This window comes from Mesorhizobium sangaii (assembly GCF_014207355.1).
Classification (GTDB): domain Bacteria; phylum Pseudomonadota; class Alphaproteobacteria; order Rhizobiales; family Rhizobiaceae; genus Mesorhizobium; species Mesorhizobium sangaii.
On sequence record NZ_JACHEF010000006.1, the window covers coordinates 313953 to 337318 of the forward strand.

Here is a 23366-nt window from a genome sequence, read left to right on the forward strand (position 1 = left end):
CCCGTCCATCGCCCCAGGCCGAGGCCGGCCGCTGCACCACAGATGACCTCTATAGCGAGTACGACAGCAGTCTCGAATGCACCCATCGTTCTGTCCACGTTGCTAGGCGATCGGCTCACGCGATTCCTGGGCGGCGTTGAACCTGATTTATGCGGCTTCGGACGCCTGACTAAGCGCCTCACGAAGGATCTGCTCCTTCGTCTCGTCCAGCGATGTCTTGAGCACGACGCCACCAAATCCCTTGATTGCGCTCAGCACCTTATCGGCGGTCATTCCGTGAACCAGCACGAACAATGCAGCATTTCCCGGCTGCAAGGTGGCCGACAGATCTTTCATGAAAGCATCGTTTATTCCGACGTCGGTCAGTGCGCCGCCAAGCGCGCCGGAAGCGGCGCCAATCGCCACACCGACGACGGGATTGAGGAAAATGACACCGATGAGCAACCCCCAGAAGCTACCGGACACAGCACCGGTGACGGTGGTGTTCATGATCTGGCTGAGCTTTACATTGCCGGCTTCAGTCCTGGTTGCAATCACGGCATCACCGATGTTGATGAGGTATTCCTTCTGCAATGCAAACAGGCGCTGGCGCACCTCTTCAGCCTTGGCTTCGGAGGGGTAGACTATGACGACCAGGTCGGACATGGGGCCTCCACTGCGAATTTCGATGGGATCGAGATGCGCTCACGAGATTGCGGGATGCCATTTTAGGTCTCTACCACAGCGAAGAAATTAGCCGGGAATCCCAGGCCTTTGCGGTCCGTCCCTTTTTGATTGCAGCCCAAGACGACGGAACGGCTTCGACTTGCGCCGGATCACCGCAGGCAGTTACTTCATCTCAATGGTACGCAGCCGTATCCAGAGGTCTGCATGAAGCGGCATTGGAAGTGGGTTTCCTGACCTGTTCTCCTGGGCCAAACGGGTCATGCGTCGTTCGCGCCCCGCGAGCGTTACGGCGGAGCAAGATACGAAACGCGATCACCTGCATGGCGCCTCGAAGATTCGCCCGTGCCGATCCCGGTATCGACAATATCCGCGGCGGTCGGCCGCCGCTCCGATCAAGGTACCCGCGACGGCCCCGATTGCACCGCCAACGACCGCATTTCGTACGTCGTTACCGCCAGCTGCTGTTCCGAGCGCGGCGCCGCCAACCCCTCCGATAACGGCGCCTTTTTCCGCGTTGGTGCAGCCTGCCAAACCTGAGGCGACTGCAAGCGCAAGAGCCAATTTCCTCATAGTGGTCTCCTCGTAGCTACCTGGCAATCTTCAGCGGTGGCGCACCCGGGTGAGGCGGAAAGCGTAGTGCGTTAGGGCCATCTTCTTCATTCGCAGCTGTCAGCCTTTCATGAGTGCCCCAACGAACCCGGCCAGCATAATCAGGACAAGACCTCCGAGCAGCCCTGCTATTCCGGCTCCGATCACCATAGTCGGCGTCAGGCCATCGGCGTGGTGGCCGACGAGAGGCCCGACACCTGCAATACGGGCGGAGGGCCATACAAAAAGCAGACCGCCAATGCCGCCGATTATGCCGTCGGCCGTCCTGCCGAGGCTGAAACTAGGCACCCAGCGGCCGAGCGCAATTCCGCTCGCAGCGCCGCAGACGAACTCTATGACCATGCTTGCGACCGCCGGCATGGCTACGCATCCAGGAATTTAGAGAGCTCCACCATAGAACCCCACAATGCCGATTCTGGCGGACGAGCGACGTCTTCAGGCCGCGCCATATTTTCTGATCCCCCATCGGGATTTTCGCAGTCATGATGAGGACGATGGTCGAGTTGCTGCACACCTTATCCGAACGGGCGCGCGAAGAAATTAGCTGAGAATCCCGTGGTTGAGCCCTACGTCTCTCTTTGGGGGGCGGCAACAGCTCACTGCCCTTCATGAGGGCATCGCGCATGAGTTGCCGAATATGGATGGTGTCGATCCGGGCTGGAGGGTGCGGCCGGAACTTCAGGGCGAGAAGCTTCCACAGCTCGAACGATCGACTGTCAGGGATGCGCTACGGTCATCCGACGAGGTGCCAGCTCCAGCTCTGAATGCACAGACTTTGCCGGCGATCTGCCAGCGTGTGCAAAGCGAGGGAGGCGATTGTCGAGTTGCGGTCAGGAGACGGCGACACCCACTCCCCGTCGACCCATCGCTGGTTCGCTGCATGCCTTGCGATTGCAACCTCTGCCGGCTTGGCACCGGCGCAAAAGAGGAAACAATCGGGCTCTTAAGTTACCACCGAAAGGCTCGCCGAGGTCGGCTGCAACACGCCGGGGAACGGGCCGATCCTGGCCGGGCGATGCCCGGACTGGAAGAGGTTGCTGTGGAGGTTGGCGATCCACTGCTTGCCTTCCGTCGTCAGCTCCAGATAGCGGATCGCGTCGCCAATATAGGGCTCGACCTGCAGCGTGAAGAAATCGGTGAAGATCGCGCCGAGATCGGCGGCGGTCTTGCAGCCGAGCTTTTCCACCATCCCGATCTCAGAGAACTCGGCAAACAGCGCCGGCAGCTTGCGGTGGTAGAAGGGGTCAGCGAGCTGGCCGATCAGGTCTGCGGCCCTGACCAGCGCCGGCTCGGTGTTGGTGACCTGGTAGGCCGGATCGTTCGGCACCGGAAAGCGCGTCATCTCGATCGCCGCGACAATGCGCTCCTCATTGACGAACTTCGAGGAAGCAAAACGTTGGCGCGCATAGATTTTGGCGCGCTCGATATGATAGGGCGCAAGCACCGCGTCGGATGCGCCGCGCGGTGGCGTAAAGAAGTCGCCGGCCTCGTTAATGACGAAGCTGTCCTCGGTGTCGCCCTGGCACACGCCGTGGACCATGCCGATGTCGTGGACAAGCAACGCGCAGGTATAATGCAGCCAGTCATCGGGGGTCAGGGATTCCGAAAGCAGCCGGCCGCGGATGATCTGCTGGCCAGCGAGCGTAACCATCAGCGTGTGCTCAATGTTGTGGTAGAGGGCGTTCGAATTGCCGATGCGCTCCAGGACAAGGCGGGCCGCTCCGCCTATGTAGCTCGCATATTCCGGATTGCGATGCGAGAAATACTGGAGATAGAGTTCTGACAAATAGTCGCCGAGCCGGTCGGCCATGATGGAGATTGGATTGAGCATGACAATCGTTCCTGACCGCTTTGAAGCATGACAAGTCGCGCCGCGCGGCGGCCATCGTAGCACAGTTCCCAGATATTATCTTAAGACCAAGGCCACCGAGGCAGCGGCGACTACCGAATGTTGCTGCGGTCGCCCTCGCCACCAACGAAACCGTGGCCGCTGTCGGTGCTATCTGCACAGATCGACGACACACCCTTACAGTCCGGGACTGCACACCTGGTACGGTCAAGCCATGGGTGCCGCGCCGCGCCGCTCGAGCGCGGTCTTGCGGATGATTTCCGCGATCTCCGGGCTGCTGCTGCACAGCATCTGGAAATCCACCGCGTGCAGCGAAAGGAGCGAGACCACCGTTGCAGCGCTCACGGTAGCCGAACGCGGTTCGCCAGTGATCAGCGCCATCTCGCCGAAGAAGGCACCAGGGCCAAGCTCTACCGGGTTCGGCGTCGCGACGCTGACGCGCCCCTCAACGACAAAGAACATCCGATCACCGGGCTCGCCAATGCGGCAGATCACGGCGCCCGCCGGCACCATGCGAGGTCTCAACGCGCGCACGATCTCGACCAGCACCGCCGGGCCGAGCTTCTGAAACAACGGCACGGTGGCGACCAATTGCCAATTACGGAGGAAATCCCCGCGACGGACTTCTTGATAGAAGCCGGTGGCAAGAATGCCGGCCCAGAGCCCGAAGATGCCGATGCCACTCATCATGACCATTCCGGCAAGGACGCGGCCGGCGAAGCTCTGCGGAATTTCGTCGCCATAGCCGGTAGTGGACAGGGTGACCACCGCCCACCACATTGCCTGGGGGATGCTGCCGAACTTTTCCGGTTGGATGTCGCGCTCGATGACATAGGCGGCGAGCGCGACAGCGAACAGAACGACGCCGAAGAGGGTGGTGACGCCGATCAGGTTGCGCGCTTCGTTGGCCAGGACCCTGCCCAGCACCGGGAAGAAAGTCGAGTCGCGCAGCGGTTTCAGCAGCCAGACAGCACAGTAGAGGCTCCGGTCGGGCGTGCCGACAAGCAGAAATGCGGCGAGTGGAACCAAAACCGCGAGCACATCAATGGCGATTGCCGGCGTCCTGTCCCGAACGTCTCCCGCCCGGCGCTTGAGCAGCGTCGCGGCCAGTTGCAGGAGATAGGCGCCCCAAATGACTGTGAGCACGACAGCCAGAGCCAGTCTGCTTCGTCCGGACATGACCGGTATCGTGAGCGCAGCCACCGCCAAAAGCCCAGGCGCAGCCAGAACCGCGTTGAGCGGCGCGTATATTCTTAAGAAAGGCAGTACCGACATTCTATGCCCACGAGCCGCTTCTCCCTCCAGAATAGAATGCCTTCAAGGCAAGCGCAAAGGTGCTTGCTGGCGTTGCGATGTGGGTCACCAGCGGTGAACCCAGATGTCCGGGATTGCTTCGTGACCGGACGTGAACAGACAGGCCACAACCGACGAGAATGACCCGATCCGGACAATTGCAATAGGTTCCGCGAAGGTCCGGCGAGAAATACTCATAGTCGATAGTCCAAGTCAGTCGTCACTGCATCGCTATTGAAAACAATAGGTCACGGAAAACGGGTCACAGAGACGGGTCGCGATCACTCGGGAGAAACAGAGACCGGCTGGGCGACCAGCCGGACTGGTCAGAGACGCCCCAGCCTATCCTACCGATATGTCAACCAATTTCGAGCTACCTAGCATAGTCCAGTTTTGCCGTGACTGAGTGGTGAAGGCGGCAGTCTCGCGCTAACCGGTCTCCGGCTGAATTCCCTGAAAACAGGAAAGCAGCGAATTCGCTCGCAACAAGGCTTTGCTTCGAAGGCATTGATCGCGATAGGCGCGGATCGCGGCATGAACGGACATTCGAGCAGTGGTTTGCCAGTTGCCCTTGTGCGAACGCCGGTATTCTTCCTCTGGTCGACGAAAAGCTGCTTGCGACGTGGGGAAACTGCTAAGGTATGCTTCCGATGGAAGCGGGGCAATCGAGTATGGAACGACGCCTGACCGCAATATTGGCCGCCGACGTGGTCGGCTATTCCAGGCTGATGGGGCTTGACGAAGCCGGCACACTGTCGGCGCTCAAGACGCATCGGCGCGAGATGGCCGACGGCAAGATCGCCGAACACCAGGGCCGCATCGTCAAGCTCACGGGCGACGGCATGCTGGTCGAGTTCCCGAGCGTGGTGAACGCAGTGGCGTGCGCCGCCGACATCCAGCGTCGGATGCACGAGCGCAATGTCGACGTGCCGGAGGAGCGCCGCATCGAATTCCGCATCGGCGTCCATCTCGGTGACATCATCTTCGAGGACAACGACATCTATGGCGACGGCGTCAACATCGCGGCGCGCATCGAAAGCATCGCCAAGCCCGCCGGCGTCGCGGTGTCCGGCTCGGTCCGTGACAATGTCGGCAACCGGCTCGATCTCTCCTTCGAGGACACAGGCGAGCAGACGCTGAAGAACATCGACCGGCCGGTTCGAGTCTACAATGTCGACCTCTTCGCCGGCGCTCCGCCGCCGCTCGTGACGAATGGCGCGGCGTCGCCCAAGCCAGCGCCGGCGAAGGAAAAACCATCGATTGCAGTGCTGCCGTTCAACAACATGAGCGGCGACCCGGAGCAGGAATATTTCTCCGACGGCATCACCGAGGACATCATCACCGACCTGTCGAAGATCTCCGGCCTGTCGGTGATCGCCCGCAATTCGGTGTTCACCTACAAGGGCAAGTCCGTCGACGTGCAGGAGGTCAGCCGGCGCTTCAATGTCGCAACGGTGCTTGAAGGCAGCGTCCGCAAGGCCGGCCAGCGCGTGCGCATCACCGCGCAGCTGATCGACGGCAAGGACAGCACGCATCTGTGGGCCGATCGTTACGACCGCGACCTGACGGACATCTTCGCGATTCAGGACGAGATCACAAAAACGATCGTCGACCAGCTCAAGGTCAGGCTGCTGCCGGAAGAAAAGAAGGCGATCGAGGCGTCGCCGACCGAGAATGTCGAGGCTTACACCTACTATCTGAGAGGCCGTGAGTTTTTCCACCGCGGCACAAAGCTGAACTACCGGCTCGCCAGACGGATGTTCACGATGGCGATCGAGCTCGACCCGCTCTATGCGCGCGCCTATGCCGGCAGCGCCGATTGCGACTCCTTCCTGTTCCTCGACTACAGCGAGGAGGTGTCGCTCGACGGCATACTGGCCAACGCCGCCAAGGCGCTCGAGATCGAAAGCGGACTGGCCGAAGCGCATGCCTCGCGCGGACTGGCCCTCTCGATCGGCCAGCGGTACGACGAAGCGGATCGAGAATTCGAGCAGGCGATCGCGGGCAATCCCAACCTGTTCGAAACCCACTATTTCTACGCCCGCAGCTGTTATGCGCGGGGAAAGCTCGAAAAGGCCGCCGTCCACTGGGAGCGCGCCGCCGAGATAGACCCCAACGACTACCAATCCCTGCTTCTGCTGATTCAGATCTATCGCACGTTGGGGCGGCATGAGGAACAAAGGGAGACGGCTCGCAGGGGTGTTGAACGAGCCGAGCGCGAGTTTGCAAGGAATCCGGAAAATCCCCGGCCTGCCTACCTCGGCGCCAACGCGCTCGCCGGACTTGGCGAGTTCGATCGGGCGAAGGAGTGGGCCGCGCGCGCTTTCGCGATCGACCCCGACGATGTCCTGACCCAATACAACCTTGCCTGCTTCCACTGCTTCCTCGGTGATTTCGACCGGGCGTTCGACATGCTCGAAAGGGTGATGCCGCGCGCCAACCACGAGATGAAAGCGTGGGTTCTGCAAGACTCGGATTTTGATCCGCTGCACAGCCTTCCGCGCTGGCAGACGGTGCTGGAGCTTGCGAGTTAGCAATGGAACGACGCCTGACCGCAATATTGGCCGCCGACGTGGTCGGCTATTCCAGGCTGATGGAACTGACGAAGCCGGTACGCTGTCGGCGCTCAAGACGCATCGGCTCGAGATGGCCGACGGCAAGATCGCCGAACACCAGGGCCGCATCGTCAAGCTCACGGGCGACGGCATGCTGGTCGAGTTCCCGAGCGTGGTGAACGCAGTGGCGCGGCCGACCGTGCCATCGACCTGCTGGAGCCCTATTTGCGGCTGGTAGGGGACCACATGAAATCATGGTTCAAGAACGTTCGGGTTTCGATCCCATCCGCAGCCATCCGCGCTACAAGGATCTGCTGAAACCGATCGCCTAACGACAGCGCGATATTAGCTGTGACTGAGTGGTGATCCCGACAGGAATCGAACCTGTGACCTACAGATTAGGAATCTGCCGCTCTATCCTACTGAGCTACGGGACCACGCGGGCAGACACATAGCCGCTTCGGATCGTTTCGCCAAGAGGCCGGCCGAACGCAATTCGGCCAGCCCCTTGCGCGACAGGCATCAGGCGGCGAGTGCCGTCTCCGCCAGTTTCACCCAATAGCTCATGCCGTGCGGGATGACCTCGTCGTTGAAGTCGTAGGCCGGGTGGTGAAGACCGGCGGTGTCGCCATTGCCGATGAAGATGAATGCGCCGGGGCGGGCTTCCAGCATGTAGGAGAAATCCTCGCCGCCCATCACCGGCTGGATGCCGCGGTGCACATGGGCGTCGCCGGCGACACCGGCCGCGACATCGCTGGCAAACGCCGTTTCTTCCGCGTGATTGAAGGTCACGGGGTAATTCGCCTGATAGTCGACCTCGATCCTGGCGCCAAACGCGGTCGCCAGCCCGTCGCAGATGGCGCGAATGCGCTCTTCGGATTTTTTGGCGATTTCCTTGCGCAAGGTGCGCACGGTGCCGGCGATTTCGGCCGTCTCGGGGATGATGTTGTAGGCATCGCCGGCGTGGAACTTGGTCACCGACACCACCACGGCCTCGACCGGATCGGTGCTGCGCGAGGCGATCGTCTGCAAGGCGCCGACCAACTGGCTGGTGATGACGATCGGGTCGATGGTGCCGTGCGGCATTGCCGCATGGCCGCCCTTGCCGCGCACGGTGATGGTGAACTCGGCCGTCGCCGCCATGATCGGGCCCGGGCGGATGGCGAACTGCCCGACAGGCAGGCCGGGCATGTTGTGCATGCCGAACACCTTGGAGATGTTGAAACGATCCATCATGCCATCCTTGACCATCTCGTTGCCGCCGCCGCCGCCTTCCTCGGCCGGCTGGAAGATCACCGCCACCGAGCCGGTGAAGTTGCGCGTCTCGGCGAGGTATTTCGCGGCACCCAAAAGCATCGCGGTATGGCCGTCATGGCCGCAGGCATGCATCTTGCCGGGAATGGTCGAAGCATAGGGCTTGCCGGAGATCTCGTTGAGCGGCAGCGCATCCATGTCGGCGCGCAGGCCAATGGTGGGGCCTTCGCCCTGGCGGCCACGGATAATGCCAACCACGCCGGTCTTGCCGAGGCCGGTCACCACGTCGTCGCAACCGAAGGCCTTCAGCTTCTCGGTGACGAAGGCGGCGGTCTTGAAGACATCGAAGTTCAGTTCCGGCGTCTGGTGCAGATGCTGGCGCCAGCCGGCAACTTCGTCCTGCATTTCGGCGGCACGGTTCAGGATTGGCATGATGGTTCCATCTCGCTGTTGGGACAGGCGGGTGTTTTCCGCTGCCTTGCAATTGTGATCGTCAGGCGCTTTGCCATGTTGGCGTCACATAGAGTAAATAGCACCGCAACGATGCAGTCCGGTTTTTGAGGGTCGGACTGCAGGGTGCTGGCGATCGCGTAACGAAATCTTACGGAGCCAGGGGCGACTACGGCAAGAGGCGATTTCGGATTTGATCATGCGGCACAGGCATTTCCTCAAACTATTCTCGGCTGGCGCAATCGTGCTGTCGGTCCTGGCCGGGTCGGCGCTGGCCAATCCGGTCGTCGTTTTCGACCTCAACAACGGCCAGATCCTGCAGCATCAGGATGCGTTCAAGCGCTGGTATCCGGCGTCGCTGAGCAAGCTGATGACCGCTTATGTGACCTTCCGGGCGATCGCGGCCGGCGAGGTCCAGCTCGATTCGCCGATCAAGGTGACGAAACACTCGGCCTCCGAGCCGCCAAGCAAGATGGGCTTCAAGCCGGGCTCGGTGATGCGGCTCGATAACGCGCTGAAGATGATGCTGGTCAAGTCGGCGAATGACATCGCCATGGCCGTTGGCGAGAATGTCGGCGGCTCACAGGCAGCCTTCGCCGAACGGATGAACGCCGAGGCGACCAGGCTCGGGATGAACGGCACGCATTTCGTCAATCCGAATGGGCTCTATTCGCCGGACCAATACACGACGGCGCGCGACCTCGCCGTGCTGGTGATGGCCATCCGGCGTGAATTTCCGCAATATGCGCCGTGGTTCTCGATCGAGGGGCTTGCGGTCGGCAAGAAGGCGATTCCGAACTACAATCTGCTGATCGGCCGGTATCCCGGCGCCGACGGCATGAAGACTGGGTTCGTCTGCCCCTCCGGCTTCAACATGATCGGCTCGGCGACCCGCAATGGGCGCACGCTGGTGGCGGTCGTGCTTGGCGAGAAGTCGGCAATCACCCGCGCCGAGGCCGCAGCGAGACTGCTCGACCAGGGTTTTGACACGCCGGCCGCGGGCTCGGCCACCATCGCCACGCTGGCGCCCTACGGCGACACCGTCTCGCCCAACGACATGCAGGACGAGATCTGCAAGAAGAAGGCGCGGGCGGAGCAGTCCGAAGCGCCGCCCGACGCCGCTGCCAAGAAAGATGTGCCGAAATCGCCCTACCAGGGAAAGCTCGACCATGTGCCGACGCTGGTTGCCGTAGGCCTGGGCGGCGCCACCGGTCCGGCGCCGAAGGCCATGCTCGACCAGGGCGGCCAGGAATATGCCGACGTGCCGATCCCTAGCTGGCGTCCCGACCAGCCGGCGCCGGCCGGCACAGGCCCGGTCGTTGCCGGTCCCGCCGCGCAAGGCGACCAGCCGGTCAAGGTCGCGAACTAGCCGGATGAGCGGCTTCCCGATCCCTGTCTCGGTGCTGACCGGTTTTCTCGGCGCCGGGAAGACGACACTGCTCAATCGGCTGTTGAAGGATCCGGCGCTGGCCGACACGGCGGTCATCATCAACGAGTTTGGCGAAGTGGCGATCGACCATCTGCTGGTCGAGCAGGCGTCCGACGGCATCATCCAGCTGTCGGACGGCTGCCTGTGCTGCACAGTGCGCGGCGAACTGGTCGACACGCTGGCCGACCTGGTCGATCGGCTGCAGACCGGCCGCATCGCCCGTCTGGCCCGCGTCGTCATCGAGACCACAGGGCTCGCCGATCCAGCTCCGGTGCTGCAGTCGATCATGGCGCACCCGGCGCTGGTCCAGGCCTTCCGGCTCGACGGCGTCATCACGCTGGTCGATGCGGCGAACGGCAAAGCCACGCTCGACGCGCATGTCGAAGCGGTCAAGCAGGTGGCGGTTGCCGACCGCATCGTGCTCAGCAAGGCCGATCTGGTCACCGACGCCAGTGAACTGGAAACGCTGCGGTCCCGCCTGCGGCAGATCAATCCGGGCGCCGATTTGCTTGACGTTGCCGACACGAAGACAGGCGTGGCGGCGCTGTTTGATTGCGGTCTCTACAATCCGGCGACCAAATCCGCCGATGTGCGGCGCTGGCTGGGCGAGGCGCATGATCATGATCATCATGACGGGCATGATCACGAGCATGACCACGGCCACGATCAACGCGTGCGTTCCTATTCGCTGGTCCACGACGGCCCGGTGCCGTTTTCAGCCATCGAGATGTTTCTCCACCTGTTGCGCTCGGCACATGGCGAGCATCTGCTGCGGATGAAGGGCGTCATCGAGCTCAGCGAAGACCCGTCGCGGCCATTGGTGATCCATGGCGTGCAGAAAATCCTGCATCCGCCGGTGCAATTGCCGTCCTGGCCGGATGGCCAGCGCGGCACGCGGCTGGTGCTGATAACGCTCGATATGCCGGAAGACTATGTGCGCCGGCTGTTCGCCGCCTTCACCAACCGGCCGTCGATCGATACTCCCGACCGCGCGGCGCTGGAAAACAATCCGCTTGCAATCGCCGGGCGGTAAACTCTACGATCGCTGCTGGCCGCGCTCGACCAGAAAACGATGCCCGCCCGACACCGCCGCCGTTTCGACGAGGCGATGGCCGCTGTCGGAACAGAATGCCGGGATGTCGATGACGGCCAGTGGATCGGTGGTTTCGAGCCAGAGCCGGGTGCCTGGCCGCATTCCGGCCAACCGTTTCTTTGCCTTCAGCACAGGCAAAGGGCAGTTCAGCCCCTTGAGATCATAGACGCTCGCAGGCTTGGGAAGCTTGTTTTCAAGCATGTCGTTGTCCCACAACCGCTGGGCACCTTTGGGTGACATGCATCGACGAAAAGCCTCAGCCGCCGAACATGCCGAGCAGCTTGTTCTTCAGCCGGGTGACCCTGCTCTCGTCGGCGCTCGCCGCCTGCGTTTCGGCTTCAGGCGCGGTCTCCATGGGGGCTGCGATGGTGGCGGTGGCGACAGGCGCTTCCTTGGCGGCCTTGGCCGCCTCTTTTTGGGCCTTGGCCGCTTCCTTCTCGGCCAGGGCCTGCGCCTTGGCGGCTTCCTTGGCCTGCCTGGCTGCCTCTATGGCGGCAAGCCTCTGCTCCTCGGCCTTCTGCTTGGCGGCCTTTTCGGCGTCGAGTGCCGCCATCTTGCGGCCGGCCGGCGAATCGATGCGGCCCATGCGCGCCGTCTCGGTCACCGAGCCATCGGTGTTGAGCGACGGCGGGTCGATCGGCACACGCTCGCCGCGCGCCCGGCGCTTGGACCAGTCGGAAACGATGCTGGCTTCCTTGATGCCGGCGATGGTCGGCTTCGGCGGCGGCGCGCTGGCCTTGAGCGCGCCGTTGAACGCCGCGTCATAGGTGCTCTGATAGGCGTTGTAGGCGCTCTTCAAGGAATCCGGTTGCGTGGTCGCCGGGCAGGGGCCGGTGGGGTCGAATGTCTGGCCGTCGGCGGCAACCTGGTTGAAGACATAGCGCTTCTCGCAGACGTCGACCTTCGGCGGCACCTTGGTGACCTCGAAATTGTCGTAACCGACCTTCAGCATCTTCCAGAACTCGTAATTCGGGTCGTTGCGGTAGCGCGCCATGTTGGCGGCGGTCATGCGGAACGGAAAAGCCTGGATCTGGAATTCGGTCTGGCCGCCCTGGAAGGCATCGCGGCCAAAGGCATAGATCTGCTCGATCTGCGCATCGGTCATCGAATAGCAGCCCGACGACGAGCAGGCGCCGTGCACCATCAGATTGGCGCCGGTGCGGCCATTGGCCCGGTCATAGGCATTGGGAAAGCCGATGTTGAAGGACAGATGGTAGTTCGAGCGCGGGTTCATCTGCGACGGGCGCACCGTGTAGAAGCCTTCCGGCGCCTGGCGGTCGCCTTCGGTGTATTTCGGCCCGAGCTTGCCCGACCATTTGCAGATGTCGTAGCTCGCCACCATGTCGTAGCGGCCGTTGGTCTTGGCCTTCCAGATTTCGAGCTTGCCCTCTTCCTTGAAGATGCGGGCCATCACCGAGGAGGTGCGGACCATGCCCTTGGCCCTCATGTCGGCGAGGATCTTGTCGGGCAGCGGCTTGTTGGCCTCCGGGGCAAAATCCTTCATCGACGAATCGTTGCAGCCGGCCACGCCGAGGGCAGCGATCAGGATTCCAGTGCGGGCAAGCTTGGCGAACATGGCTGCGGATATCGTCTTTTCTCTGGCGCCAGGGCGATTCGTGCCAAGGCTACTGCACTGAACGTGTCCGGACACTAAGCCCGTTAACCTTGAAAATTCCTTACCGCAAGTGTTGATGCGTCCCCCTGCGGCAGTCCCATTGAGCCGAATGCAGCGGCATTTTTGTGGCAGAAATGCTCCGCGCCGCCACATTGCGGCGGGCGGGGCAGGGCTTGGTTTAGAGACTACGGCCCATTGCCAGGTATTTCTCGCGGCGCTGCTCGCGGAAGTCGGTGTTGGCGCCGGAAAATTCCTTCATCGTCTTGGCGATGAGGTCGCCCGTCGCGGCAATCACGGTTTCGGCGCCACGATGCGCGCCGCCGAGCGGCTCGGGGATGATGGCGTCGATGATCTTGAGCTCCAGAAGATCCTGCGCGGTGATCTTCATGTTGGTCGCCGCGTCCTTCGATCGCGTCGTGTCGCGCCACAGGATCGAGGCGGCGCCTTCCGGCGAGATCACCGAATAGATGGCGTGTTCGAGCATGTAGACGCGGTTGGCGGTGGCGATTGCGATGGCGCCACCCGAGCCGCCTTCGCCGATGACCACCGAGATCGACGGCACTTTCAGGCCAAGGCAGGCCGAGGTCGAGCGGGCAATCGCTTCCGCCTGGCCGCGCTCCTCCGCCCCGACGCCGGGATAGGCGCCGGCGGTGTCGACCAGCGTCAGCAGCGGGATATTGAAACGGTCGGCGAGTTCCATCAGCCGTACCGCCTTGCGGTAGCCTTCCGGCCGCACCGAGCCGAAATTGTGCTTCAGCCGGCTGGTCGTGTCGGAGCCCTTTTCCTGGCCGATGATGGCCACCGGCTCGCCGCGGAAGCGGGCGAAACCGCCGACGATCGCTTGGTCCTCGCCGAAATTGCGGTCACCGGCCAGCGGCGTGAAATCGTTGAACAGGCCCTTGATGTAGTCGACGCAGTGCGGCCGGTCGGGATGGCGCGCCACCTGCACTTTCTGCCACGGCGTCAGCGCCTTGTAGGCGTCGCGCAGCGCGTCGCGGGAGCGCTTCTCGAGACGGCTGATCTCGTCGCCGACATCGACCGCCTCGCCACTCTCGGCAAGTTTCTTCAGCTCGAGGATCTTGCCCTCGAGGTCCTGCACCGGCTTTTCGAAATCGAGGTAATTGTACATGCTTGAGCGGACCGATACGTCGGAAGGCGAGGACTGGCAGAACCCTGAAATCCAAGGCTCCGGGCGGTGGAATGTCGTCCTCACATAGCGATATGAGGCCTAGTCGGCAAGCGGATGATGATCGTTGACTAGCCGCACCAGCCGCTCTTCCAGCACATGGGTGTAAATCTGTGTCGTCGATATGTCGGCATGGCCGAGCAACTGCTGCACGGCCCTGAGATCGGCGCCGTTCTGCAGGAGATGGCTGGCGAAAGCATGGCGCAGCACATGCGGCGAGATCTTCGCAGACGCGATGCCGGCCCTTGCCGCCAGCCCTTTCAGCTCGCGCGCAAAGACCTGGCGCGAGAGATAGCCGCTGTCCGAGGCGGCCGGAAACAGAAACGGACTGTCGGCGAAGGCAGGCACCTTGGCGCGGGCGGCAAGCCAGCTCCGCATCGCCGTGCGCGCCTTGGCCGATAGCGGCACCATGCGCTCCTTGTCGCCCTTGCCGCGCACCATGAAGAAACGGTCGTCGCGCAGCGCCACCGTCACCGGCAGGCCGACCAGTTCGGAAACGCGCAGGCCGGTGGCATAAAGCACCTCGACCAGCGCATGCAGGCGCAGTGCCGCCAGCCACTCGCTGTCGCCAGGCCCGGCATCGTTGCCGAGGGCGGGATCGCCGGCCTCAAGTGCTGCGCGGTCGATCAGCCGGCCGGTGTCGGCCTCGCTCATCGTCTTCGGCAGCGGGCGGCCCTTTTTCGGGCTGTCCAGCGTGCCGGTCGGGTCATCCGCGCGCAGACCCTCGGCGTAAAGGAACTTGAAGAACTGCCGGATCGCCGACAGTTTGCGCGCCTGCGACGTTGGCGCAAAGCCGCGCGCGGCGATATCGTCGAGATAGGCGCGGATACCGGCGGCGGCGGCACCGGCAAGGCCGCCATCGATCGCGTCCGAAGCGTCTTCGAGGTCACGGCGGTAAGAGGACAGCGTGTTTTCGGCGGCACCGCGCTCGGCGCTCATCATTTCCAGGAAGGCTTCGATGCGGGCGGCGCTGTTCATTCGGGTTTTCTTGGGCGGGCTTTTTCTTGGCAGCGATCAGCTTTTCTTGGGATTGAGCTTTTCGGGAGGGATGCGCACGGTCATTTCCGCCTTCCTCGGCTCGACGAACATCACCAGTGCGAACATCGTACCATAGGCAATGCCGGCCAGAATCGCGAGGATCACGACAAAGCGAAACAGTGTCGGCATCAATTTTCGCCCGTCTTCTTGTTCTGCGTTTCCAAACCCTGTGCCCTTATGGGACGCCAATCCGCCCAATTCAAGGAAGAAGCTGAGGTTTGTTAGCGACTTCTGATGATGCACGGCCAGCCCATATCAGGCTCAGGGCTGCTCGCCACGCTTGACGAAAACGGGCTTTTCATGTCGATACGCCGGCAAAGGGGGCACTCGAAGCATCAGATGAACGCGCTGCCATCAAATCCTGCAGACGAGAACCACGCCGCGCTGCTTGGGCGGCTGGGCAGCCGTTCCGTCGTCTTTGTCGGGTTGATGGGTGCAGGCAAGACGGCGATCGGCCGCAAGGTGGCGGCGATGCTGGCGCTGCCCTTCATCGACAGCGACCAGGAGATCGAAAGCGTCTCGCGCATGACCGTTCCGGAGCTGTTCGAGCGCTATGGCGAGACCGAGTTCAGGGCCCTGGAGCAACGCGTCATCCTGCGCGTGCTGGAGAACGGCCCGCAGGTGCTGTCGACCGGCGGCGGCGCCTTCATGAACGCCCACACGCGCGAGGCCATCGCTGGCCATGGCGTGTCGGTGTGGCTGAAGGCCGAGCTCGATCTTTTGATGGAGCGCGTCTCCAAGAAGCAGAACCGGCCCCTCCTGAAAAGCGCCGACCCCCGCGCCGTGCTGGAGCGGCTGATGGACGAGCGCTATCCTGTCTACGCGACATCGGACATCACCGTGCCGACCCGCGACGACCGCAAGGAGGTCATCGCGGCCGAGGTGGTGGATGCGCTTTGCCGGCATTTCGGCATTGATGAGACTGTCCCTACAGACGAGGTGCGATCGTGAGCGCAAATGAGCCGGTCACGGTCGAAGTCGGCCTTGGCGACCGGGCCTACGACATCCTGATCGGCCCCGGTCTGCTATCGCGCGCCGGTGCCGAGATTTCGCGCCGCCTACCAGGTACACGCGCTGCGGTCATCACCGATGCCAATGTCGCGGCAGCGCATCTCGAGGCGCTTAAGGACGGTCTGGAAAAGAACGACATCCAGCCCGCTGTCATCACGCTGCCGCCCGGCGAGAAGACAAAGAGCTTCGCCCATCTCGAAGAGGTGGTCGACGGCGTCCTGGCCGCCAGGCTGGAACGCGGCGATATCGTCATCGCCTTTGGCGGCGGCGTCATCGGCGACCTTGCCGGCTTTGCCGCCGGCATCGTGCGCCGCGGCATGAATTTTGTGCAGATCCCGACCTCGCTGCTGGCGCAGGTCGATTCGTCGGTCGGTGGCAAGACCGGCATCAACAGTGCGCGCGGCAAGAACCTGGTCGGCGTTTTCCATCAGCCGAAGCTGGTGCTGGCCGATACCGAAGTGCTCGACACGCTGCCGATCCGCGAATTCCGCGCCGGCTATGCCGAACTTGCCAAATACGGCCTCATCGACCGGCCGGCGTTTTTCGCCTGGCTGGAAGAGAACTGGACCCAGGTGTTCGCCGGCGGGCCGGAGAGGGCGCAGGCCATTGCCGAAGCCTGCCGCGCCAAGGCCGATGTGGTTGCCCGCGACGAGTTCGAGACCGGCGACCGCGCGCTGCTCAATCTCGGCCACACGTTCGGCCACGCGCTGGAAGCCGCCACCCAGTATGACGGAACCCGGCTCGTCCATGGCGAGGGTGTCGCCATCGGCATGGCGCTGGCGCACCGGTTCTCATCGCGGCTCAACCTCGCCAGCCCCGACGATGCGGCACGCGTCGAGGCGCATCTGCGCGCCGTCGGGCTGCCGTGGCGGATGGCCGACATTCCGGGTGATTTGCCCGATGCCGAGGCGCTGCTCTCCTTCATCGCCCAGGACAAGAAGGTGTCGCGCGGTGCGCTGACCTTCATCCTGACGCGTGGCATCGGCCAGGCCTTCATCGCCAAGGATGTGCCGGCTTCGGAAGTGCTGTCGTTCCTGAAGGAGATGCATCCGGGCCAGCAGCAGAGCTGGCCGAGCCAGCAGAAGATGCGACCGGGCCAGCAGAAGATGCCGCTGAGATGACCAACGAGACCGGCTGGATCGTCGTCGCTGTCCTTGCCGTCCTCATCCTGCTGGCCGTTGCCTTGCGTACGCGCCTGCTTGCCGCTTTCGGCTATGAACTGTCGCGCATGGAGCCGCTGCGCTCGAGTGAGGCCGAGTTGCGCGGCGCGGTCGACGATTTCCGCCGCGACGGCCAGGTGGTGCGCGAGGATCGCGATCGCGTCGGCGGCCTGTTCGATCTTGCCGAACTCGAAGTGTCCGACATCATGGTCCACCGCACCAACATGCGCTCGGTCAATGCCGACAATGCGCCGGAAGCGGTGGTGCGCGAGATCCTGCAGAGCCCGCACACCCGGATGCCGCTGTGGAAGGGCTCGCTCGACAACATCGTCGGCGTGCTGCACGCCAAGGACCTGCTGCGCGCTTTGAACGACGTCGGCAACGACTTCTCCAAGATCGACGTGATGAAGATCGCCTCGAAACCGTGGTTCGTGCCCGACACCACGACCTTGCAGGAACAACTCAACGCCTTCCTGCGCCGCAAGGCGCATTTTGCCGTCGTCGTCGACGAATATGGCGAGGTCGAAGGGCTGGTGACGCTGGAGGACATCATCGAGGAGATCGTTGGCGAGATCGCGGACGAGCACGATGTCGACATTCAGGGTGTCAAGCAGGAGGCAGACGGTTCCGTCGTCGTCGACGGCACAGTGCCGATCCGCGACCTGAACCGGGCGCTCGACTGGAACCTGCCGGATGAGGAGGCCACCACCATTGCCGGTCTGGTCATCCACGAGACGCAGTCTATCCCCGAGGAAAAACAGGCGTTTACATTCCATGGCAAACGGTTCGTCGTGATGAAGCGCGACAAGAACCGGATCGCAAGGCTGAGAATACGGCCAGCCGGCGACGCTTAGAGTAGTTCACCGTTTCACGGAAACGGCGAACGGCTCTAACTCTTTGTTTCGACGCAATTCCCGGACGGAAAACCGTTTCACACTTTTCCTGGAATTGCTCTAGGGCGTGTCGCGTTGAACGAATTCAGGGGACGTGCTTCAAACCCCTGTTTTGATGCATGTCGCCCAAAGCCGGCGCGCACTTTTGGACGCCATGTGAACCAGCGCAACTACGCAGCTTCATTCTGTGATCTGGCTCGTCGAGCGTTCGTGGATCGTTGCGCCCGTTTCGGCGTCGACGGCGGCCAAGCTTACCTCATAACCCCAAAGCCTGCGGATGTGACGAAGCGTGGCGTCGCGGCTGGCATCCTCGAGAAGGATGCCGTCATTGACCTTGTGCTGCAGTCGCAAATGCCGGTCGCCGAGCAGATCGACATCCATCACCTGGATGTCCGGTCGGTTCGCACCGACGTCGTAGCTGTGAGCGAGCGCGGCGCGTATCTTGTCATAGCCGCGCTCGTTGTGAATCGAGGCGACCTGGCAATGCGGTTGGTCGGCAACGTCGCCGAGTACAAAGAACCGCCATTTTCGGATCAAAGTCGGACTGAGGTACTGGCGGATAAAGGATTCGTCGCGGTGATCCGCCCAGGCGTCGAGCAGGATCTCGCGCCAGTTGCCGTGGCCGGCGATATCGGGAAACCAGTCCCGGTCCTCGGCCGTCGGCTCTGTCGACATGCGCTGGATGTCCTGCATCATGTCGAGGCCGAGAGCGTAGGGGTTGATGCCGGAAAAGCGCGGATCGTCGAACGCCGGCTGGAAGACAACGTTGGAATGATTGCGCAGGATTTCGAGCATGGCGCCTTCGCTGATCAGGCCGCGATCAAACAGCATGTTCATCAGCGTATAGTGCACGAAAGTGGCGCAGCCCTCGTTCATCACCTGGGTCTGCCCCTGCGGATAAAAATACTGTGCTATGACGCGAACGATCCTGATGATCTCCCGCTGCCAAGGCTCCAGGACCAGGCTGTTCTTTTCCAGGAAATAAAGCAGGTTTTCCTCGGGCAGGTTGAGCGATTTCTTCCGCTCCGGTTCTTGCTCCTTGTCGCTGACCCTTTGCTGAGAAGGCGGCAGCGTGCGCCACAAATCGTTGTAGGAGCGCTCCTCGTATTCGAGGCGCTCGCGAAGCCCTTCGCGCTGCCGCTCTGACGACAGCTTCGGCGGCCGGTGATAGCGGAAAACGCCCTGCGCCATCAGCGCGTGGGCGGAATCGAGAACAGCCTCGACGGCGGTGAGGCCGTGCCGCTCCTCGCAACGGGCAATGTAGCCTTTGGCGAAGTCCAGGTAGCCGAGGATCGCGCCCGCGTCCGTCCACTGCTTGAACAACTGATTGTTCTTGAAGAAATGGTTGTGCCCGAGCGCAGCATGGGCCGTCACCAAGGCCTGCAGGGCCATGGTGTTTTCCTCCATCAGATAGACGATGCAGGGATTGGAATTGATGACCAGTTCATAGGCAAGCCCTCGCCCGCCTTTGCGATAGAGCAGATCCTGGTAGAGGAAATGTTTGCCGAAAGACCAGTGACGGTACATCAGCGGCATGCCGACCGACGAATAGGCGTCGAGCATCTGTTGGGAGGAAATGATCTCCATCTGCACGGGGTAGGTATCGAGATGAAGCTCTTCGACCGCGATTGCCTCGATCGCGTCATAGGCCCGCGACAATGTCTTGAAATCCCAGTCGGATCCTGAAAAAAGCAGGCTGGATTTACTGGCTGGTCTGGCCATCGTACCCCTCACGCTCTCTTAAGGGGAGCCGGCTGTCTGCCGAAGAGGTGGCGAAAGACCGGGTAGATATCGGCGGGCGTGGCGATGCGGCTCATCTGGAAGTTCGGCCATCTCAGGTCGATTTCGCTGTAGGCACGCCATAGCGATGTCCCGTTTTCGGTTGTACGGAAGATATGGGCCTCACGCTCGTCGATGATCTCCACATAGGCAAAATACTGGCACAGCCGCATCAGCTTGCCGTTGAGCAAGGCTTTGCATCGCTCGGAATCGCCGGCGAAATTGTCGCCGTCCGAGGCCTGGGCGGCATAGATGTTCCATTCGCGGGCCGGGTAACGTTCTTCAATAATGCGATGCATTTCCTCCAGCGCGGTGGAAACGACAGTGCCGCCGCTTTGCGTGTTGTAGAAGAATGTTTCCTCATCGACCTCCTGGGCCAGGTGCGTGTGGCGGATGAAGACGATCTCGATGCGGTCGTAGCGCCGTTTCAAGAACAGGTGCAGCAGCACGAAGAAGCGCTTGGCCAGATCCTTTTCGCGCTCGCCCATCGAGCCGGACACATCCATCAGGCAGAACATGACGGCGTTGGCGTTCGGCACAGGTTGGGGGTCGAAGCGGTTGAAGCGGATGTCGACCGGATCGACATAGGCAATTCGCCGGCGGCGGCGTTCCAGCCGGTCGAGTTCCTCGCGCAATGCCGCAATGCGCTGGCGTGCCGCTGCGCTGGATGGCACCAACTCAAGCGTAGCGATTTCCTGGAGGATCGCGTCCAACTCCGCCTGCTTGGGACGCCTCAGCGCAATGCGGCGGCCATGGCTGTTGCGCATCGTGCGCCCAACATTGATGTTGGTCGGTGAACCGGTAGCGGCGAAACCAGCCCGGCGCGGTTTGAAGGCAAGGATTTCCTTGAGGTTGAGCTTGACCATGTCCGGAAGTTCGAGATCCTCGAAAAAAAGATCGAGCACCTCTTCGCGTGACAGCACGAAACGAAAGTCGTCTTCAGACGCCGTGTTTCCCGGGGACGACGCTCCCGCGCCGCCACCCTGGCCGGGCTTGGGGATCAGGTCTCCAGGGGAGAAATGCCTGTTGCCCGGCAGGATGTGCTGGCGCCTGCCGCTGTTGCGGGCGTTGTTGAAACTCGGCTCGCCTGTGCCTCTTTCGGGCATCGGCACGGCGTGCTCGGCATCCGCGTCGGCGATCCTACCAGAGCGGATCTGCTCGCGTATGCTCCGCTTCAGTTCCTCGCGGGCACGCTTGAGGAAGCGCTGGCGATTGCCGAGGCTTTTGTCCTTTGGATTCAGGCGGCGGTCGATGAAGATCGGCATGGACCCATCGGGCTCTCTCAGCCCGCCTTGTTCACCCGCATGTACCAGTCCACCAGGCGGCGCACCTGCCGCTGGGTGTAGCCGCGCTCGACCATGCGCTGGACGAATTCGTTGTGCCGTTTTTCCGTAACGCCGTCCTGCTTGGAGCCGAAGCTGATGACCGGCAACAGGTCCTCGACCTGACCGAACATCCGCTTCTCGATGACCTCGCGGAGCTTTTCATAACTCGTCCATGACGGGTTGCGGTCGTGGTTCCTTGCGCGCGCGCGCAACGTGAACTTCACAACCTCGTTGCGGAAGTCCTTGGGATTGGCGATGCCGGCCGGCTTTTCGACCTGCGACAATTCGTTTTCCAAAACCTCGCGTTTCAAGATCTGGCCGGTGTCGGGGTCCTTGTAGTCCTGATCCTCGATCCAGGCATCGGCATAAGCGATGTAACGGTCGAAAAGGTTCTGGCCATATTCGCTATAGGATTCGAGATAGGCTTTCTGGATCTCGTGCCCGATGAACTCGGCATACCGCGTGGCGATCTCCGACTTGATGAAATCGAGATAGGCTGCTTCCGATTCCTTGGGAAACTGCTCGCGCTTGATCGCCTCCTCCAGAATATACATCAGGTGCACAGGATCGGCAGCCACTTCCTTGGTATCGTAGTTGAAGGTCTGTGACAGGATCTTGAAGGCGAAGCGCGTGCTGACGCCCCTCATGCCCTCATCAACCCCGGCGGCATCGCGATATTCCTGAACCGACTTCGCCTTGGGGTCGACGTCCTTCAGGTTCTCGCCGTCATAGGCGCGCATCTTGGTGTAGAGGGGCGAATTGTCATGCTCGGCCAGGCGGGTCGAGACGGTGAACCGGCTGAGAATGTCCAGCACCTCGGGCGCGCAGGGGCTGGCAGCCAATTCGCTCTCCCGCAGCAGCTTTTCGTAGATCTGCCTCTCTTCGGTGATCCGCAGGCAATAGGGCACCTTGACCACGAGGATTCGGTCGAGAAAGGCCTCATTGTTCTTGTTGTTCTTGAACTGTTGCCATTCCGACTCGTTGGAATGGGCCACGATGATCCCCTGGTAGGGAAAGGCGCCGAAATTTTCGGTGCCGTTGTAGCTGCCCTCCTGCGTGGCGGTCAGCAGCGGATGCAGGACCTTGATGGGCGCTTTGAACATTTCCACGAATTCAAGCAGGCCCTGGGTGGTCCGGTTCAGTCCGCCGCTATAGGAATAGGCGTCCGGATCGGACTGGCTGAAATTTTCCAATAGCCGGATGTCGACCTTGCCGACCAGGGCCGAGACGTCCTGATTGTTCTCATCGCCAGGCTCGGTCTTGGCGATGCCGATCTGACGCAACCGCGAAGGCATCAGCTTGACCACGCTGAACTTGGAAATGTCGCCGGACAGTTCGTCGAGGCGTTTGGCCGCCCATGGCGAGATGAGCCCGTTCAACCGGCGTCGGGCTATGCCGTATTTATCCTGCAGCAGGTCGCCCATGCGATCGGGATGGAAGAGGCCAAGCGGCGATTCGAAAACCGGGCTGACCTGGTTGCCGACCTTCAGCGTGTAGATCGGGCGCTGCTCCATCAATTTCTTCAGCCGTTCGGCAAGGGAGGATTTGCCGCCGCCAACCGGGCCCAGGAGATAAAGGATCTGCTTGCGCTCCTCGAGCCCCTGGGAAGCGTAGCGAAAATAGCCGGCGATGCGTTCGATCGTGTCCTCCATTCCGTAGAAGTCGGAGAAGGAGGGATAGATCTTAACGGTGCGGTTCGAGAAAATGCGACCGAGCCGTTCGTCCTTGCTGGTGTCAACCAGGTTCGGCTCACCGATAGCCTCGACCATCCGTTCGGGCGCCGAGGCATACATCGATCTGTCCTCTCGGCAGGCAAGGAGATATTGCTGGAGGCTGATTTCTTCCTGAGCCGCGTTCGCATAAATCTCCGAAAACAGATCGAAGACGTCGGACTGATTCTCGCGCATGATACTCTGCCCTCAGAGCCGTTTTTGGTTCCCTGCCGGCTCATCATATATTCAACTGCCGGGATGCATTGTGGTTCCCTTCACATGAAGGAGAGCGCGTGCATCTGGCATCGAAACCCGGGCACCACCCATGTGGCTAAAATCCTTGCCCAAATACTTAGGTGGTGATGGTCAGATGAGACCGTCAAGGGGCAGATATTGATTTCATGAACTTAACTGCAAGACAGTGCATGTGATACGGCCTGATGCTGCGA

The 23366-nt window shown here is 61.9% G+C and carries 20 protein-coding genes, 1 tRNA gene and 1 pseudogene; 7 read left to right on the plus strand and 15 right to left on the minus strand.

Annotation, left to right across the window (positions count from 1 at the left end):
- Positions 1 to 147: 147 nt before the first annotated feature.
- The 5 genes from HNQ71_RS26970 to HNQ71_RS26990 all read right to left on the minus strand — a co-directional run bounded on the left by HNQ71_RS26970 (position 148) and on the right by HNQ71_RS26990 (position 4399).
- The gene (locus HNQ71_RS26970) at positions 148 to 645 is read right to left on the minus strand and encodes a DUF1269 domain-containing protein (protein ID WP_184876099.1); all 498 of its coding nucleotides are present in this window, start codon (positions 643 to 645) and stop codon (positions 148 to 150) included.
- A 333-nt stretch (positions 646 to 978) separates the two neighbouring features.
- Positions 979 to 1236, minus strand: a complete 258-nt coding sequence (locus HNQ71_RS26975) for a YMGG-like glycine zipper-containing protein (RefSeq protein WP_184876101.1) — start codon at positions 1234 to 1236, stop codon at positions 979 to 981.
- A 99-nt stretch (positions 1237 to 1335) separates the two neighbouring features.
- Positions 1336 to 1635 carry a hypothetical protein gene (locus HNQ71_RS26980; RefSeq protein WP_184876103.1) on the minus strand — a complete coding sequence of 100 codons (300 nt, stop codon included), beginning with the start codon at positions 1633 to 1635 and terminating at the stop codon, positions 1336 to 1338.
- 583 nt (positions 1636 to 2218) lie between these two features.
- Complete coding sequence (locus HNQ71_RS26985) at positions 2219 to 3106, minus strand: metal-dependent phosphohydrolase (RefSeq protein WP_184876105.1); 888 nt, start codon at positions 3104 to 3106, stop codon at positions 2219 to 2221.
- Positions 3107 to 3331: 225 nt separating this feature from the next.
- Positions 3332 to 4399, minus strand: coding sequence for a cyclic nucleotide-gated potassium channel (locus HNQ71_RS26990; protein ID WP_184876107.1), 1068 nt, complete (start codon positions 4397 to 4399; stop codon positions 3332 to 3334).
- Positions 4400 to 5088: 689 nt separating this feature from the next.
- On the opposite strand from HNQ71_RS26990, the gene HNQ71_RS26995 reads away from it, so the two are divergent.
- Together HNQ71_RS26995 and HNQ71_RS27000 are read left to right on the plus strand one after the other, a co-directional pair.
- A complete protein-coding gene (locus HNQ71_RS26995; protein ID WP_246462158.1) occupies positions 5089 to 6951 on the plus strand; it encodes an adenylate/guanylate cyclase domain-containing protein in 1863 nt (620 codons plus the stop codon).
- Positions 6952 to 6953: 2 nt separating this feature from the next.
- A pseudogene (locus tag HNQ71_RS27000) lies at positions 6954 to 7162 on the plus strand (adenylate/guanylate cyclase domain-containing protein); the annotation flags it as partial.
- Positions 7163 to 7332: 170 nt separating this feature from the next.
- Here HNQ71_RS27000 and HNQ71_RS27005 read toward each other — a convergent pair.
- Positions 7333 to 7409 (minus strand) — tRNA-Arg (locus HNQ71_RS27005).
- A gap of 85 nt (positions 7410 to 7494) precedes the next feature.
- Positions 7495 to 8658 (minus strand): M20 aminoacylase family protein, encoded by a 1164-nt coding sequence (locus tag HNQ71_RS27010; RefSeq protein WP_184876111.1) that lies wholly within the window; start codon positions 8656 to 8658, stop codon positions 7495 to 7497.
- 217 nt (positions 8659 to 8875) lie between these two features.
- Between HNQ71_RS27010 and HNQ71_RS27015 the strand changes: the two genes are divergently transcribed.
- Positions 8876 to 10045, plus strand: a complete 1170-nt coding sequence (locus HNQ71_RS27015) for a D-alanyl-D-alanine carboxypeptidase family protein (protein WP_184876113.1) — start codon at positions 8876 to 8878, stop codon at positions 10043 to 10045.
- A 4-nt stretch (positions 10046 to 10049) separates the two neighbouring features.
- Positions 10050 to 11138, plus strand: a complete 1089-nt coding sequence (locus HNQ71_RS27020; protein WP_184876115.1) for a CobW family GTP-binding protein — start codon at positions 10050 to 10052, stop codon at positions 11136 to 11138.
- 3 nt (positions 11139 to 11141) lie between these two features.
- Here the strand turns inward: HNQ71_RS27020 and HNQ71_RS27025 are convergent, their stop codons facing one another.
- The 5 genes from HNQ71_RS27025 to HNQ71_RS27045 form a co-directional block, all read right to left on the minus strand.
- Entirely contained in the window at positions 11142 to 11399 is a 258-nt protein-coding gene (locus tag HNQ71_RS27025; protein ID WP_184876117.1) for a sulfurtransferase TusA family protein, read from the minus strand.
- A 55-nt stretch (positions 11400 to 11454) separates the two neighbouring features.
- Positions 11455 to 12774: a L,D-transpeptidase family protein gene (locus HNQ71_RS27030; RefSeq protein WP_184876119.1), complete on the minus strand. Its 1320-nt coding sequence runs from the start codon at positions 12772 to 12774 to the stop codon at positions 11455 to 11457.
- Between the two features lie 217 nt (positions 12775 to 12991).
- The gene (locus tag HNQ71_RS27035) at positions 12992 to 13942 is read right to left on the minus strand and encodes an acetyl-CoA carboxylase carboxyltransferase subunit alpha (protein WP_184876121.1); all 951 of its coding nucleotides are present in this window, start codon (positions 13940 to 13942) and stop codon (positions 12992 to 12994) included.
- Between the two features lie 99 nt (positions 13943 to 14041).
- Entirely contained in the window at positions 14042 to 14977 is a 936-nt protein-coding gene (locus HNQ71_RS27040; protein ID WP_184876123.1) for a site-specific tyrosine recombinase XerD, read from the minus strand.
- Between the two features lie 36 nt (positions 14978 to 15013).
- Positions 15014 to 15166, minus strand: a complete 153-nt coding sequence (locus HNQ71_RS27045) for a histidine kinase (RefSeq protein WP_184876125.1) — start codon at positions 15164 to 15166, stop codon at positions 15014 to 15016.
- Between the two features lie 210 nt (positions 15167 to 15376).
- On the opposite strand from HNQ71_RS27045, the gene HNQ71_RS27050 reads away from it, so the two are divergent.
- Genes HNQ71_RS27050 through HNQ71_RS27060 form a run of 3 tightly spaced genes read left to right on the plus strand, consistent with a single transcriptional unit; the run spans position 15377 to position 18062 of the window.
- A complete protein-coding gene (locus tag HNQ71_RS27050) occupies positions 15377 to 15988 on the plus strand; it encodes a shikimate kinase (RefSeq protein WP_184876127.1) in 612 nt (203 codons plus the stop codon).
- Complete coding sequence (gene aroB / locus HNQ71_RS27055) at positions 15985 to 17169, plus strand: 3-dehydroquinate synthase (RefSeq protein WP_184876129.1); 1185 nt, start codon at positions 15985 to 15987, stop codon at positions 17167 to 17169. The genes HNQ71_RS27050 and aroB overlap by 4 nt, the downstream gene beginning before the upstream one ends.
- The gene (locus HNQ71_RS27060; protein WP_184876131.1) at positions 17166 to 18062 is read left to right on the plus strand and encodes an HlyC/CorC family transporter; all 897 of its coding nucleotides are present in this window, start codon (positions 17166 to 17168) and stop codon (positions 18060 to 18062) included. Before aroB ends, HNQ71_RS27060 begins: the two co-directional genes overlap by 4 nt.
- A 219-nt stretch (positions 18063 to 18281) precedes the next feature.
- Here HNQ71_RS27060 and HNQ71_RS27065 read toward each other — a convergent pair whose 3' ends face one another.
- The 3 genes from HNQ71_RS27065 to HNQ71_RS27075 are packed head-to-tail and all read right to left on the minus strand — an operon-like array spanning position 18282 to position 23112.
- Complete coding sequence (locus HNQ71_RS27065; RefSeq protein ID WP_184876133.1) at positions 18282 to 19823, minus strand: SpoVR family protein; 1542 nt, start codon at positions 19821 to 19823, stop codon at positions 18282 to 18284.
- Between the two features lie 8 nt (positions 19824 to 19831).
- On the minus strand, positions 19832 to 21145 hold the full coding sequence (locus HNQ71_RS27070; protein ID WP_184876135.1) for a YeaH/YhbH family protein: 1314 nt from the start codon (positions 21143 to 21145) through the stop codon (positions 19832 to 19834).
- Positions 21146 to 21162: 17 nt separating this feature from the next.
- On the minus strand, positions 21163 to 23112 hold the full coding sequence (locus tag HNQ71_RS27075; protein ID WP_184876137.1) for a PrkA family serine protein kinase: 1950 nt from the start codon (positions 23110 to 23112) through the stop codon (positions 21163 to 21165).
- Positions 23113 to 23366: the final 254 nt, after the last annotated feature.

Bases quoted from the DNA above. Each gene is read 5' to 3' on its own strand.
- HNQ71_RS26970 (WP_184876099.1), bottom strand. From the start codon at position 645: ATGTCCGACCTGGTCGTCATAGTCTACCCCTCCGAAGCCAAGGCTGAA.
- HNQ71_RS26975 (WP_184876101.1), bottom strand. From the start codon at position 1,236: ATGAGGAAATTGGCTCTTGCGCTTGCAGTCGCCTCAGGTTTGGCAGGC.
- HNQ71_RS26980 (WP_184876103.1), bottom strand. From the start codon at position 1,635: ATGCCGGCGGTCGCAAGCATGGTCATAGAGTTCGTCTGCGGCGCTGCG.
- HNQ71_RS26985 (WP_184876105.1), bottom strand. From the start codon at position 3,106: ATGCTCAATCCAATCTCCATCATGGCCGACCGGCTCGGCGACTATTTG.
- HNQ71_RS26990 (WP_184876107.1), bottom strand. From the start codon at position 4,399: ATGTCGGTACTGCCTTTCTTAAGAATATACGCGCCGCTCAACGCGGTT.
- HNQ71_RS26995 (WP_246462158.1), top strand. From the start codon at position 5,089: ATGGAACGACGCCTGACCGCAATATTGGCCGCCGACGTGGTCGGCTAT.
- HNQ71_RS27010 (WP_184876111.1), bottom strand. From the start codon at position 8,658: ATGCCAATCCTGAACCGTGCCGCCGAAATGCAGGACGAAGTTGCCGGC.
- HNQ71_RS27015 (WP_184876113.1), top strand. From the start codon at position 8,876: ATGCGGCACAGGCATTTCCTCAAACTATTCTCGGCTGGCGCAATCGTG.
- HNQ71_RS27020 (WP_184876115.1), top strand. From the start codon at position 10,050: ATGAGCGGCTTCCCGATCCCTGTCTCGGTGCTGACCGGTTTTCTCGGC.
- HNQ71_RS27025 (WP_184876117.1), bottom strand. From the start codon at position 11,399: ATGCTTGAAAACAAGCTTCCCAAGCCTGCGAGCGTCTATGATCTCAAG.
- HNQ71_RS27030 (WP_184876119.1), bottom strand. From the start codon at position 12,774: ATGTTCGCCAAGCTTGCCCGCACTGGAATCCTGATCGCTGCCCTCGGC.
- HNQ71_RS27035 (WP_184876121.1), bottom strand. From the start codon at position 13,942: ATGTACAATTACCTCGATTTCGAAAAGCCGGTGCAGGACCTCGAGGGC.
- HNQ71_RS27040 (WP_184876123.1), bottom strand. From the start codon at position 14,977: ATGAACAGCGCCGCCCGCATCGAAGCCTTCCTGGAAATGATGAGCGCC.
- HNQ71_RS27045 (WP_184876125.1), bottom strand. From the start codon at position 15,166: ATGCCGACACTGTTTCGCTTTGTCGTGATCCTCGCGATTCTGGCCGGC.
- HNQ71_RS27050 (WP_184876127.1), top strand. From the start codon at position 15,377: ATGAACGCGCTGCCATCAAATCCTGCAGACGAGAACCACGCCGCGCTG.
- HNQ71_RS27060 (WP_184876131.1), top strand. From the start codon at position 17,166: ATGACCAACGAGACCGGCTGGATCGTCGTCGCTGTCCTTGCCGTCCTC.
- HNQ71_RS27065 (WP_184876133.1), bottom strand. From the start codon at position 19,823: ATGGCCAGACCAGCCAGTAAATCCAGCCTGCTTTTTTCAGGATCCGAC.
- HNQ71_RS27070 (WP_184876135.1), bottom strand. From the start codon at position 21,145: ATGCCGATCTTCATCGACCGCCGCCTGAATCCAAAGGACAAAAGCCTC.
- HNQ71_RS27075 (WP_184876137.1), bottom strand. From the start codon at position 23,112: ATGCGCGAGAATCAGTCCGACGTCTTCGATCTGTTTTCGGAGATTTAT.